A 12,770-nucleotide genomic window follows, 5' to 3' on the forward strand; every position below is an offset into this window, starting at 1 on the left:
TCGGTCTAGGTGATCGCGCCGCCGGGGCCTTGAATCGGGGTATGTCGCTTGATTCGTACATCACCCTCGGCCGCTCCGGCCTGCGCGTCAGCCCGTTCACCCTCGGCACGATGACCTTCGGCGAGGACTGGGGCTGGGGCACCAGCCCCGAAGAGTCCGCGAAGATCCTCGCGTCCTACGTGGAGCGCGGCGGCAACTCGATCGACACCGCCAACGTGTACACCGGCGGGCACTCGGAGAAGATCATCGGTGACTTCTTCGCGGACCGCCCGTCGTTGCGGGACCGGGTCGTGATCGGCACGAAGTTCTTCTGCAACCTGCACGTCGGCGACCCGAACGGCGGCGGGCCCGGCCGCAAGGCGATCGTGCACCAGCTGGAGGACTCCCTTCGGCGTCTGCGAACCGACCACGTCGACATCTACTGGCTGCACAACTTCGACCCGGCCACTCCCGTCGAGGAGACTCTGCGCGCGCTCGACGACCAGGTGCGCGCGGGCAAGGTCCGTTACGTCGGCTTCTCCGACATCCCGGCCTGGGCCACGGCCGAGGCCGCGACGCTCGCCCGGTGGTACGGCTGGTCGCCGATCATCGCGCTGCAGCTGTGCTACTCGCTGCTGGAGCGCACCTCCGAGGGTGAGCTGATCCCGATGGCGCAGGCCATGGGCATGGGCGTGCTGCCGTGGTCGCCGCTGGCGGGCGGTCTGTTGTCCGGCAAGCACTCCGGCGCCCGCGGCCAGGCGCCGAGTGCCGCCGACCAGGTCGTGATCGACGCCGTCACCGCCGTGGCCGACGAGATCGGTGTCCCCGCCGCCCAGGTCGCCCTGGCGTGGCTGCGCGGACGACCGGGCGTCAGTTCCGTCGTGATCGGCGCTCGCCGCGTGGACCAGTTCGAGACGAACCTGGGCGCGCTGGACGTGACCCTGTCCGACGCCCAGCGCGCCGCGCTCGACGAGGTGTCCGCGCCGAGGCTGAACTTCCCGGCCGACAACAACCGTCAGCTCGCACCGATGCTGCAGTTCGCGGGGGCCACTGTGGACGGACGACCGTCCGCGGTCTTCCCGTCGCTGGTCACGCGCTGAGGAACTCCAGCGCCTGCTCGACGAACAGCTCGTGGTGCTGGAACAGGGCACCGTGCCCGGCGTCGGGGTAGATGCTCAGTCGCGCGTTGGGCAGGTACTTCGCCAGGTTGAACGAGCTGATCGTCGGGGTCATGATGTCGTTGTCCCCGTTGACGACGAGCACCGGCTGGCGGACCGTCGCGAGGCCCTCCGGCGAGCTCTGCTCCCACTTGGCCAACGCGGTCGCCTGCGCACCGATGGTCTCGTTCGTCACCTCGGCGTCGCGGTCCTCCGTCCGCTCGTTCAGCCGCGCGAGGAACGCGTCCGCGGCACCCTGGCTCCGCGTGGTGGGGGAGAAGAACAGCACGTGCTTCGGGTGCTTGCCCTCGGCGGCGGCCTGCTGGAGGGCGTTCTGCAGCAACGCGAGCGCGTTGGCCGGTCCCGCGTCCCCGGCCGGTGAGGTGCCGGCGAGGATCATCCGGCGCACCAGGCCGGGTTCCCGCTGGGCCAGCACCTGGGCGATCATGCCGCCCATCGACACGCCGAGCAGGTCGACCTCGTCGAACCCCAGCGCGCGCAGGAATCCGGCGAGGTCGGTCGCCATGGCTTCCACGCTGTCCGGCGTGGTGCCGCCGGAGCCGCCCACCCCGCGCAGGTCGACCAGGACGACCCGGTGCTTCTCGGCCAGACCGTCGACCACGGCGGGATCCCAGTCGTCGAGCACCGCGGTGAAGTGGTGCAGGAACACCAGAGGAACGCCCTCGGTGAGGCCGATCTCGCGGTAGGCGAACGGGGTGCCGTCGACGTCGACAGTGCGCGTGACAGCGGAGTGTGCGGACATGGTCCCTCGCGGATTCATAGAATAACGATCGCTATGTAACGAGCGTTATCGTATGATCATGACCCCGGTGGAAGTCAAGTGGGGAGTTCGGCGTGCGGTACGCGAAGGACCACAAGGAGCAGGCCAGGGCCTCGATTCTGGCCGCGGCCGGACGCCGGTTGAAGGAGAAGGGCTTCCACGGCGTGGGCGTGGACGGTCTCGCCTCGGCGGCCGGCGTCACCTCGGGTGCGATCTACTCGCACTTCGGCAGCAAGGAAGCCTTCCTGGAAGAGGTGATCCGCGCTCAGGTGGGCGTGGAGTTCGGCGTCCTCGACGGCCTGGAAGCCGTCGAACGCCGTCGCGCCCTCGTCGAGTTCCTGCACGACTACTTGGGTGACGAGCACTGCGAGGCCGTGGCCGACGGCTGCGTGATGCTCGCGTTGACAGCAGACGTCGCGAGGGCCGGCGAGTCGGTCCGCGGCGTCTACCAGCTGCGCATCTCCCGGCTGGTGGCGCTGCTCATCCCGGCCATGCCGGGGGACGTCGAAGAGCAGAAGCGCCGGGCGTGGGCCGTGGTGGCGGCGATCGTGGGCGCTGTCGGCATCGCCAGGGCGCTCCCGGACGAGGCGCACAGCAGGGCGGTGCGAGAGGCCACGCTGCGTTCTGTGGAAATGATCATCGGCGGCGCTCTAGTCTGATGATCAGGCAAACACTGGGGAGGCGTTGTGTTCGTGCTCGGCGAGGAAGTCACGCAGGAGATCACTGCGGTGCTGGAAACCGACTCCGTGATGTGGGCGGGAGTCGCCAACCGTGAGACGGCCGTCGACCTGGGCGACGATCACACCGTCTGACACATGACGTTGCACCGGCTGACGTCGAGCCTTCGCACCGCTCAGTTGCACGAGACCCTGGCGCGGGCCAAAGAAATGGCTGCCGGGCTGGGGATTTCGCGGGTGACTGAGACGACGTGGCTCGACGTCGTCGGTATTCCAGTGTTCGCAGGCATCAGACCGGACGCGGTGGCGGGCTCGCTGTGCGTCAGCGCGGGGAAGGGCTCCCGGCCGGAGGAGGCCCGTGTCGGCGCGTACCTCGAAGCGATCGAGCTCGCCGTCTCGGAGTACCGCAGGCGTCACGTCGACGTCGTGATGTCGACGCCCAGGGCTGTCGCCGGGCAGGCCGGTAGCGCCTTCGAGTTCGTCGACCTCTGCCCGCGGCTGGGGCGGCAGGTCGACCCCGACGGGCCACTGGCGTGCGTGCGTGCCGAGGAGATCAGCACCGGTACGCGGGTGCTGCTCCCGGCCGAGCTCGTGTTCTTCCCCTACGGCGAGGACGACGGCCAGCTGGTGTTCGGCAGCGGTACGACGGGACTCGCGTCCGGCAACACCGTCGACGAGGCGACCGTCCACGCGCTCGCCGAGGTGATCGAACGCGATGTCTGCACGTTCAACCTGGTCCGCGACGCGTCCCGGCACGTGGTGTTCGACCGGCCGGAAGGCGTGGTCGGCGGGTTGCTCGAGAAGGTGCGCGCGGCAGGCCTGCGCTGCGCGGTCAGGTGCACCGATTCGGTGTTCGGGTTGCCGCACTTCGAGGCGTACCTGATGGAGCCGTCCGACGAGACGCGGCCGGCGATCGCGGTGGGGTCGGGTTTGCATCCGTTGCGGGACGTCGCGGCGGTGCGCGCGGTCAGCGAGGCGGCGCAGTCGAGACTCACCGCCATTCACGGCGGCCGCGACGACCTGCTCGACCGGTATGATCACTTTGCCCGGTTCGGCGAAGAGCGGGAGCTCGCAGCCACCGCCCGGCTGCGCGCCAGGGTCTCGGACACTTCGCGTTCCATCCGGTACGAGGACGTGCCTGAGGGGCCGGACCTCCGAGACCTCGGCCAGGCGCTGGCACATCTGATCGGGGCGCTGCGCCGCGGCGGCGTCGAGCAGGTCTTCCGCGTCGTGCTGTCGGCTCCGGACGCGCCCCTCGCGGTGGTGCGCCTGGTCGTTCCGCGCATGGAGTCGTTCCACCCCTCGACGCGGCGGGTCGGGCCGCGCCTCGCCGCCGCGCTGGGAAAGCGCTGACGATGGGGTTCCTGTTCGCGGGGCCGACCGCGTTCGGTTCCTGCCGGGTCAAGACCGGCGACCTCGTCGATTTCTGACAGAGAGGCCCTGGCAGACCGTCTGACCGGCCGTCTCGGGAACCGTTGGCTGAGTGAAGAATCCGCATCTGGGGCTAGCGCATACCGAAGATTGCATACAGTATGGGCGGAGGAGGTGCAGACGATGAGCAGGCGGAAGAAGACCGAGCCCTACGTGCGGCTGACCCAGCCACTGGTGCGCGACGCGGGAGTCCTGCGGCCGGCCACCTGGGACGAGGCGCTGGACAAGGCAGCAGAGGGCTTCCGCAGGAACGTGGCCAGCGGTGGTCCGGACGCGTTCGGCATGTTCTCCTGTGCGCGGGCCACCAACGAGATGAACTACATGGCCCAGAAGTTCACGCGTGCGGTGATCGGCACGAACAACGTCGACTCGTGCAACCGCACGTGTCACGCCCCGAGCGTGGCCGGGCTGGCCAAGGTGTTCGGCAGCGGTGGCGGTACCTCCTCCTACCAGGAGATCGAGGACGCCGACCTGATCGTGCTGTGGGGCTCGAACGCGCGGGAGGCGCACCCGATCTTCTTCCAGCACGTGCTGAAGGCGGTCAACAAGGGCGCGAAGCTGTACGTGGTCGACCCGCGGCTGACCAGCACCGGCAAGTGGGCCCACGGGTGGTTGCGGCTCAAGGTCGGTACGGACATCCCGCTGGCGCACGCCATCGCGCGGGAGATCATCGCGTCGAACCTCACGAACATGTCGTTCGTCGAGCGGGCGACCGAGGGCTTCCAGGAGTTCGTGAAGGCCGTCGAGCCGTGGACGTTGCCGGTCGCCGAACTCGAGACCGGGGTTCCGGCGGAGCTCATCCGAGAGCTCGCGCACGCCTATGCCAAGGCGGATCGCGGACAGCTGAGCTGGACGCTCGGCATCACCGAGCACCACAACGGCACCGACAACGTGCTGAGCCTCATCAACCTGTCGCTGCTGACGGGCCAGGTCGGGCGGTACGGCGCAGGGCTGAACCCGTTGCGCGGGCAGAACAACGTGCAGGGTGGCGGCGACATGGGCGCCATCCCCGACCGGCTGCCCGGCTTCCAGGACATCACCGATCCCGGTGTCGCCAAGAAGTTCAACGACGCGTGGGGTTCGAACTTCAAGGCCTCCAAGGGCTGGAACCTCACCCAGATGCTGGAGGCGATGGAACGCGGTGACATGACCACCGTGTACATCATCGGCGAGAACCCGGTGCAGTCCGAGGCCGACTGCGAGCACACGATCAAACGACTGTCCAACTTGGACCACGTCGTGGTGCAGGACATCTTCCTCACCAAGACCGCGCAGCTCGCGCACGTCGTGCTTCCCGCCGCGGCGGCGTGGTGCGAGACCGACGGCACGTTCACGAACAGCGAGCGCCGGGTGCAGCGAGTCCGAAAAGCCCTTACACCGCCCGAAGGTGCGCGCGACGACATCGAGATCATGGGTGAGATCGCGACGCGGCTCGGCGCGGACTGGCAGCACAAGACCGGTCAGGACGTGTGGGACGAGCTGCGCAGCCTGTCGCCCATCCACACCGGTATGACGTACGACCGGCTCGAGAAGCTCGGCGGCATCCAGTGGCCCTGCCCTGACGAGGACTCCCTCGAACCCAGCTTCCTGCACGGCAGGCTCTGGGAGGAGGACCCGGTCAAGCGCGGCATGCCCGCGACGTTCTCGCCGGTGCCGCACAGCCCGCCCGTCGACGAGCTGACCGAGGAGTTCCCGTTCCGGCTCACCACGGGCCGCCGGCTCGACTCCTACAACACCGGGGTGCAGTCGAGCGGCTTCGAGTCACCGCTCCGCATGGGCGAGACGCTCGACCTGTGCCCGCAGGACGCTCTGATGCTCGGGGTGGAGGCCGGCGAGGAGGTGGCGATCACCAGCAGGCGCGGGCAGATCCAGGCACCGGTGCGGATCGACGACGGACTCACGCCGGGTCTGGTGTTCATGACGTTCCACTTCCCGGACGAGATCGACGTCAACATCATCACGATCGAGGCGACCTGCCCGATCGCGGGTACGGCCGAGTACAAGGCCGCGGCCATTCGCATCGACAAGCTTCCGGTGAAGGTGGGCTGAGTGGATCTCAAACTGCTCGACGTCGAACCGTCCGAGGCCGAACGCGTCGTCGTGGACCTGTTCACCGGCATGGGCAGGGACCAGTTGCTGCCCGCCCTGCACGCGGTCAACGACCGGGTCGGCTGGATCAGCCAGGGCGCGCTGAACCACATCTGCCGCGTCCTGCACGTCCCGCCGGCCGAGGCCTACGGGGTGGCGAGCTTCTACTCGCTGTTCTCGCTGACCGAACGGCCGGCGAAGGTCGTGCACGTCTGCGTCGACCTGGCCTGCCAGGTCAACGGCGCGAACGCGTTGTGCGACAGGCTGACCGACGAGCTCGGCCCGGCGGGGGCGCGCAGCGGCTGGTTGCGCAGCCCGTGTCTCGGGGTGTGCGAGAAGGCTCCGGCCGCGCTCGCGTTCGAGGCGGGGGAGGTGGCGAAGGAGCAGCTCCTGGCGCCCACCCACGCCGGTGAGGTGATCGCGGTGGCGGCCGCCGGTCCCTCTCATGTGGACGGTGAGCGCGCGGAGGTGCCGCAGGCCGGTGCGGCCGGCCTGCGGCTGCTCAAACGGGTCGGGGTCGTCGATCCGGAGTCGCTCGACGACTACCGGGCGACGGGCGGCTACGCGGCGTTGCGGACGGCTCTCCTCCTGGGCCCGTCCGGGGTGATCCGCGAGGTCACCGACGCCAAGCTGATGGGTCGTGGCGGCGCGGCGTTCCCCACGGGACGCAAGTGGGACGCGACCGCCCGCCAGCCCGTCCGGCCGCACTACCTGGTCTGCAACGCGGACGAGAGCGAGCCCGGCACGTTCAAGGACCGGTTGCTGATGGAGGGCGACCCGTTCGCGGTGATCGAGTCGATGACGATCGCCGGGTTCGCGGCCGGCTGTTCGCGCGGCTACCTGTACCTGCGCGGCGAGTACCCGAGGGCGCTGCACCTGCTGCGCAACGCCATCGCCCGCGCGAAGGAGCGCAACTTCCTCGGCGAGAACATCATGGGCCACGAGGGTTTCTCGTTCGACATCGAGATCCGCCGCGGCGCGGGCGCGTACATCTGCGGCGAGGAAACGGCGATCTTCAACTCCATCGAGGGCTTCCGCGGTGAGCCGCGCTCGAAGCCGCCGTTCCCGGTGGAGTCGGGGCTCTTCGGCAAACCGACGGTGGTCAACAACGTGGAGACGCTGGTCAACGTGCCGGTGATCCTCACGGAGGGATGCGAGGCCTACACCCGCATCGGCACCGAGGCCTCGACGGGCCCGAAGCTCTTCTGCCTGTCGGGCAACGTGAGTCGTCCGGGCGTGTACGAGGTGCCGTTCGGCACCACGCTCGGAGAACTCCTCGATCTGGCGGGTGGCGTGCCGCCAGGCCGGGAGCTGCGAGCGGTACTGCTCGGCGGGGCGGCAGGCGGGTTCGTCCGCCCGGACGAGCTCGACCTGTCGCTCACCATGGAGGACGCGCGGGCCGCGAACACCACGCTCGGCTCCGGTGTCGTCCTGGTGCTCGACGACACGGCCGACCTGGGCAGCTTCCTGTTGCGCATCGCCGCGTTCTTCCGCGACGAGTCGTGCGGCCAGTGCGTACCGTGCCGGATCGGCACCGTGCGCCAGGAAGAAGCGATGCACCGGCTGGTGGGCAAGCGTCCGCTGAGCACGAGTGCTGCCGATCTCCAGCTGCTGCGGGAAGTCGGGCAGGTCATGCGCGACTCGTCCATCTGCGGTCTGGGCCAGACCGCCTGGAACGCCATCGAATCAGCCCTCGACCGGCTCGGGTACGCGGAGGAGGCGGCATCATGACGATCGTGGAAATCGGCCTTCCGAAGCGACTGGTCGAGCTGACTTTGGACGGCGAGTCCGTGCGGGTGCCGGAAGGCGCGACGATCCTGGATGCCTGTACGGCGCAAGGGAAATCGATCCCGACGCTCTGCTATGGCGACACCCTGGAGCCCGCAAACGCTTGCCGCGTCTGCATGGTCGAGGTGGAAGGGGCGCGCACGCTCGTGCCGTCGTGCTCGCGCAAGGTCGAGCCGGGCATGGTCGTGCGCACTGACTCCGAGCGCACACAACACAGTCGCAAGCTGGTGCTGGAACTTCTGGGGTCCGCGACGGATCTCTCCACCACGCCGCACGTGGACGAGTGGATGTCCGCGTGCGGCGCCGAACCTTCGCGCTTCGGTCCGGACGCCGCCACCGTGCAACAACCGATCAAAGTGGACAATCCGCTGTACGTCCGTGACTTGAGCAAGTGCATCCTGTGTTACAAGTGCGTCGACGCGTGCGGCGACCAGTGGCAGAACACGTTCGCGATCTCGGTGGCCGGCCGCGGCTTCGACTCGCGGATCTCCACGGAGTTCTCCGTGCCGCTGCCCGAAAGCGCTTGCGTGTACTGCGGCAACTGCATCGAGGTCTGCCCGACCGGCGCGTTGAGCTTCAAGCGCGAGCACGACAAGCGCGAAGACGGCACCTGGGACGAAGAAGCCCAGACCCAGACCACGACCATCTGCACGTTCTGCGGTGTCGGGTGCAACCTCACCCTGCACGTGCAGGACAACGAGATCGTGAAGGTCACGTCGCCGCACGAAAGCACGGTCACGCACGGAAACCTGTGCATCAAGGGCCGTTTCGGCTGGCAGCACGTGCAAAATCGCTGATCAAGGATCCGGGAGGGCGCTCCGATGTCGTTGATCCTCAAGCCCGGCACGTCGTGGCACGACGTCTACTCGCAGTGCGTGAAAGCCGCACCCGAAGCGTTCCACGACGATCGGCTGCTCAACCACTTCGGCGGCGAGTGGAGTCGTTCCGGCGAACCGATGCCCGCGACCACGCCGGTCGACGGCTCCACCATCGCGGGCCCGCCGTTCCTCGACTTCGACGTCGCGGGACGAGCCGTGGTCGCGGCCGTCGACCAGCACATCGAGTGGCGCAACGTGCCGCTGGCAGAACGCAAGGCCCGTGTGTCTGAGGCGTTGGACGCCCTCACCGAGCACCGCGACCTGCTGTCGCTGCTGTTGGTGTGGGAGATCGGCAAGCCGTGGCGGCTCGCCACGGCCGACGTCGACCGCTGCATCGAGGGGGTGCGCTGGTACGTCGAGGAGATCGACTCGATGCTCGTCGGCCGGTCGCCGTTGAACGGCCCGGTCAGCAACATCGCCTCGTGGAACTACCCGATGAGCGTGCTGATGCACGCGATGCTGGTGCAGGTGTTGGCGGGCAACGCCGTCATCGCCAAGGCACCGACGGACGGCGGCGTCAGCTGCCTGACGCTGGCGACCGCGCTGGCCGCGCGGTCGGGGCTGCCGCTGACGCTGGTGTCCGGAAGCGGAGCGGAACTCGCACCGGTGCTGGTCGGGTCGTCGTTCCTGGGCTGTGTGTCCTTTGTGGGCGGTCGCGATGTAGGCAGTGCCATCGCGACGCGCCTGGTCGACTCGAACCGCAGGCACGTCCTGGAGCAGGAGGGCCTGAACTGCTGGGGCATCTGGGAGACCGACTCCTGGGACATGCTCGGCACGCAGATCCGCAAGGCCTTCGACTACGGCAAGCAGCGCTGCACCGCCTATCCGCGCTACGTCGTGCAACGGTCCCTGTTCGACAAGTTCCTCAGCGTCTACCTGCCCGCGGTGAGGGACGTGAAGTTCGGCCATCCGCTCGCGGTCGCCTCGCCCGGCGACGAGCTGCCCGAACTGGACTTCGGGCCGTTGATCAACGACGCGAAGGCCAAGGAGCTCGGCGACGTCGTGGACGAGGCGGTCCGGGCCGGTGGCGTGCCGCTGTACCGGGGATCTTTGGACACCGGCCGGTTCCTGCCGGGCCAGCAGACCGCCGCCTACCTGGCGCCGGTCGCGATCCTCGACCCGCCGCGGTCGTCGGTGCTGCACCACGCCGAGCCGTTCGGACCGGTCGACACGATCGTCCTGGTGGACACCGAGGCCGAGCTGCTGGCCGCGATGAACGCCTCGAACGGTGCCCTGGTCGCGTCTCTGGCCTGCGACGACGAGGCCACGGCTCGCCGGCTGAGCGAGGACGTCCAGGCGTTCAAAGTGGGCATCAACAAGCCGAGGTCGCGGGGTGACCGGGACGAGGTGTTCGGCGGCCGTGGTGCTTCGTGGCGCGGTGCGTTCGTGGGCGGCTCGTTGCTCGTGCGCGCCGTGACGGAGGGCCCGCCCGAGGAACGCATGTACGGCAACTTCCCCTCCTATTCGCTCTACCCGCCCACGTGACGTACCGGGCGGACCTGCTCCGCATCGTGCAGACCGTGGTGGCGCCGAACGCCGCGGACATCGACCAGCACTCCAGATTCCCGCGCGCCGCCCTGAACGCCCTGGGCGCGCGCGGCCTGCTGGGCATGACGATCTCCCGCACGGTCGGCGGGGGAGGCCAGGACGTCCGGTCGGCGGGACGGGTGGTCGAGGACGTCGCAAAGGTTTGCGCCGCAACGGCTTCCGTCCTGCGCTCGCACTACTCGGCGGCCGCCGTCCTGGACCGCTCCGGCCCGCACTGGTTGCGCGCGGAGATCGCGGCGGGCCGGCATCTGTCGACACTGGCGGCTTTCGGCCCGTCGGGTGAGATGTCGACGCACGGCGATGTGGTGCAGGTGCGGGCGCGCAAGAGCTGGGTGATCGCGGCCGGTGAGGCGGACAGCTACGTCTGGTCGTGCGGCTCGGAGTTGTTGCTGGTTCCCGCCGAGGCACCGGGCCTGCTGGTCCCGGCCGATCACGCCGGGATGGGCCTGCGGGGCACCGTCGCCACCTGCGTGGAGGCGGATCCCGTGCGAGTACCCGCTTCCAACCTGCTGTGGTCGGAGGAACTCGCGTTCCCGTGGTTCATGGTGCTCGGGGCCGCCGTGTCGCTGGGGCTGATGGAGGGCGCGCTGGCGGCGGCGATCGGGCATCTCGGCGGCGGCGATCCGCGCACCCGGTCCGATCTGGCCCGGATGCGGCTGCGGACCGACGCGCTCAGGGTGCTCTACAACGACACGCTGTCCGCGGTGACGTGGCATCCCGAACGGTCGGCCGACCGCGTGCGGCTGCTGGCGGTCACCGCGACCGAGGCCGCCGTCGCGGTGACGGACCTGGCGATGAAGGTGTGCGGGGACGCGGCGTTCCGCCGGGACCTGGGCATCGAGCGCCGGTTCCGGGACGCGCGGGCGGCGGCCGCGATCGAGCCGACCGTCGACGTTCTGCTGGATTCAGTGGAGATCGGCAACGTGGCCGGCGTTCTATGAGGCCAGGGGCAGGAAGTAGACGAGAGCGTCGTTCACGCCGTCGAGCCCGATGACGTCGTGGGCGATGTCGTCGTAGAACCCGCCGACCAGTCCGGTCCGGATGCCCAGGTTCGCCGCGGTGACGGTGAGGTTCTGGGCGAGATGCCCGGCCTCGGTGAACGCGAACCTGAGCGCTCGCAGGCCGTAGGTCTGCCGCAGTGAGCCGAGTCTGATGTAGAGGGCCAGGACGGCTGGGGTGCCGGCGAGTTCGGTGGTGCCTTCGCCGAACCACATCGAGGTCGCCTCCAGGTCCTCGATCGACGGCGCCTCACCGAACCACGTGAGGGCTCGCTCGACCTCGTTGACCTCGTAACGTCCGCGGGCCAGGCCGTCGACGTTCAGCGCGATGAGCCTGATCCGGGCGCAGTACTGGGCGCCCGCGCTCGGGTACGGCCACCTGCCGTCCTTCGGGGACATCGCGTTCCAGAGCAGGGTGCCGAGCTGTCCCGCGTCGAGGTCGCCGGTCAGGTCGCGACTGGTCTTGCGGGCCCTGAGGGTGTCAGTGTCCACTGTGGAGGGCAATGAGGTGGTGGCGGGCCAGGACTGCCTCGGTTCCGCTGTCTTGCGGGGCAGTTGGTCGCTGAAGCCCGGCAGGAACTTGCTCGCCTCCAGGTAACGGCGGTCCGGCGCGGTCTCGCCGTCGTCGTGGAAGTCCGTCAACCCGTTGGGGGACAGGGCGGCGGCCGCGGTGGTCCAGCAGATCATGCGCTCTTCGTTGGGTGTGATGCCCATGCGGTTGAGCAGCATGTGCAGCTGCGAGGCCCAGACGTACGGCAGCCAGACGTCGAGACGCTGCTTGGCCTCGTTGATCGTGGTGCGCCAGTGGGCGACGGCGCCTCGTGGCTCGCGGTGCCAGCGCGCGGCGAGGTCGCGGCCGCGTTTGGCGAGGAGCTGGTTGGCGGCGTGCTGGGAGCCGATGGTGGGCGCGGGGGCCTGCTCCCGGACGTTGCGCCAGCCGGAACCCAGGCTGCGCAGCCAACTCGCGGCCTGCGGCAGGTTCAGGTCGAGCGCCTTGGCCGTCGCGATCGTCAGGTCGATGGCGGCGGTGAGGCGGGCGCTGTCGGTGTGGGCCGCCTTGAGCACGGCGACGGCGACCTCGGTGCTGTGACAGAACACCTCCTCGGCGATCGGCAGCGCCTGCGGGCCGCCGTACCGTTCGGTTTCCGGGACGTACTCGACCTCGCGGACGTCGCCGTGCGGGAGCCAGTCCGGTTCGCCCTGTTCTGTCGCGAATTCTTGCGCCGCGATGAGTTCTTCCAGTTGCCGCTGGAGTTTGTCGACGTTCTGCGCGTTCTTGATCCTGACCCGGAGGTGCGGGCCGGTCTCCCAGTAGCGCAGGAAGTACCACTCCTGGCCGGCCATCGCGGGGGCCAGCGTCTCGGCCACGAACGTGTCGAGGTCCGCACGGTTCCAGTTGACCCTGCAGTGCAGGCCGGTCCAGGTCACAGCTGCTCCAACGGTGG

Annotated in this window: 11 protein-coding genes; 9 read left to right on the forward strand and 2 right to left on the reverse strand. The window is 69.1% G+C overall.

Annotated elements, in window-relative coordinates:
• Nucleotides 1-41: 41 nt before the first annotated feature.
• On the forward strand, nucleotides 42-1,079 hold the full coding sequence (locus OG205_RS02795) for an aldo/keto reductase (protein ID WP_330274640.1): 1,038 nt from the start codon (nucleotides 42-44) through the stop codon (nucleotides 1,077-1,079).
• On the opposite strand, the gene OG205_RS02800 is transcribed toward OG205_RS02795, so the two are convergent.
• On the reverse strand, nucleotides 1,069-1,899 hold the full coding sequence (locus OG205_RS02800; RefSeq protein WP_330274641.1) for an alpha/beta fold hydrolase: 831 nt from the start codon (nucleotides 1,897-1,899) through the stop codon (nucleotides 1,069-1,071). The genes OG205_RS02795 and OG205_RS02800 overlap by 11 nt on opposite strands.
• A 92-nt stretch (nucleotides 1,900-1,991) precedes the next feature.
• Between OG205_RS02800 and OG205_RS02805 the strand changes: the two genes are divergently transcribed.
• The 8 genes from OG205_RS02805 (at nucleotide 1,992) to OG205_RS02840 (ending at nucleotide 11,268) form a co-directional block, all read left to right on the forward strand.
• Nucleotides 1,992-2,576, forward strand: coding sequence for a TetR/AcrR family transcriptional regulator (locus tag OG205_RS02805; protein ID WP_330274642.1), 585 nt, complete (start codon nucleotides 1,992-1,994; stop codon nucleotides 2,574-2,576).
• 27 nt (nucleotides 2,577-2,603) lie between these two features.
• Nucleotides 2,604-2,729 (forward strand): hypothetical protein, encoded by a 126-nt coding sequence (locus OG205_RS02810; RefSeq protein WP_330274643.1) that lies wholly within the window; start codon nucleotides 2,604-2,606, stop codon nucleotides 2,727-2,729.
• A gap of 3 nt (nucleotides 2,730-2,732) precedes the next feature.
• Nucleotides 2,733-3,947 carry a YcaO-like family protein gene (locus OG205_RS02815; RefSeq protein WP_330274644.1) on the forward strand — a complete coding sequence of 405 codons (1,215 nt, stop codon included), beginning with the start codon at nucleotides 2,733-2,735 and terminating at the stop codon, nucleotides 3,945-3,947.
• 201 nt (nucleotides 3,948-4,148) lie between these two features.
• On the forward strand, nucleotides 4,149-6,074 hold the full coding sequence (locus OG205_RS02820; protein WP_330274645.1) for a molybdopterin oxidoreductase family protein: 1,926 nt from the start codon (nucleotides 4,149-4,151) through the stop codon (nucleotides 6,072-6,074).
• Complete coding sequence (locus OG205_RS02825) at nucleotides 6,075-7,844, forward strand: NAD(P)H-dependent oxidoreductase subunit E (RefSeq protein ID WP_330274646.1); 1,770 nt, start codon at nucleotides 6,075-6,077, stop codon at nucleotides 7,842-7,844. It abuts the gene before it with no gap.
• On the forward strand, nucleotides 7,841-8,698 hold the full coding sequence (locus tag OG205_RS02830) for a 2Fe-2S iron-sulfur cluster-binding protein (RefSeq protein WP_330274647.1): 858 nt from the start codon (nucleotides 7,841-7,843) through the stop codon (nucleotides 8,696-8,698). The genes OG205_RS02825 and OG205_RS02830 overlap by 4 nt, the downstream gene beginning before the upstream one ends.
• Before the next feature lie 24 nt (nucleotides 8,699-8,722).
• Nucleotides 8,723-10,264, forward strand: a complete 1,542-nt coding sequence (locus tag OG205_RS02835; protein WP_330274648.1) for an aldehyde dehydrogenase family protein — start codon at nucleotides 8,723-8,725, stop codon at nucleotides 10,262-10,264.
• Nucleotides 10,261-11,268: an acyl-CoA dehydrogenase family protein gene (locus tag OG205_RS02840; RefSeq protein ID WP_330274649.1), complete on the forward strand. Its 1,008-nt coding sequence runs from the start codon at nucleotides 10,261-10,263 to the stop codon at nucleotides 11,266-11,268. Before OG205_RS02835 ends, OG205_RS02840 begins: the two co-directional genes overlap by 4 nt.
• Here the strand turns inward: OG205_RS02840 and OG205_RS02845 are convergent.
• Nucleotides 11,263-12,753 carry a thiopeptide-type bacteriocin biosynthesis protein gene (locus OG205_RS02845; RefSeq protein ID WP_330274650.1) on the reverse strand — a complete coding sequence of 497 codons (1,491 nt, stop codon included), beginning with the start codon at nucleotides 12,751-12,753 and terminating at the stop codon, nucleotides 11,263-11,265. The two genes, OG205_RS02840 and OG205_RS02845, sit on opposite strands and share 6 nt — an antisense overlap.
• Between the last annotated feature and the right edge of the window lie 17 nt (nucleotides 12,754-12,770).

The sequence above is a fragment of the Lentzea sp. NBC_00516 genome (genome assembly GCF_036346835.1).
GTDB lineage: Bacteria > Actinomycetota > Actinomycetes > Mycobacteriales > Pseudonocardiaceae > Lentzea > Lentzea sokolovensis.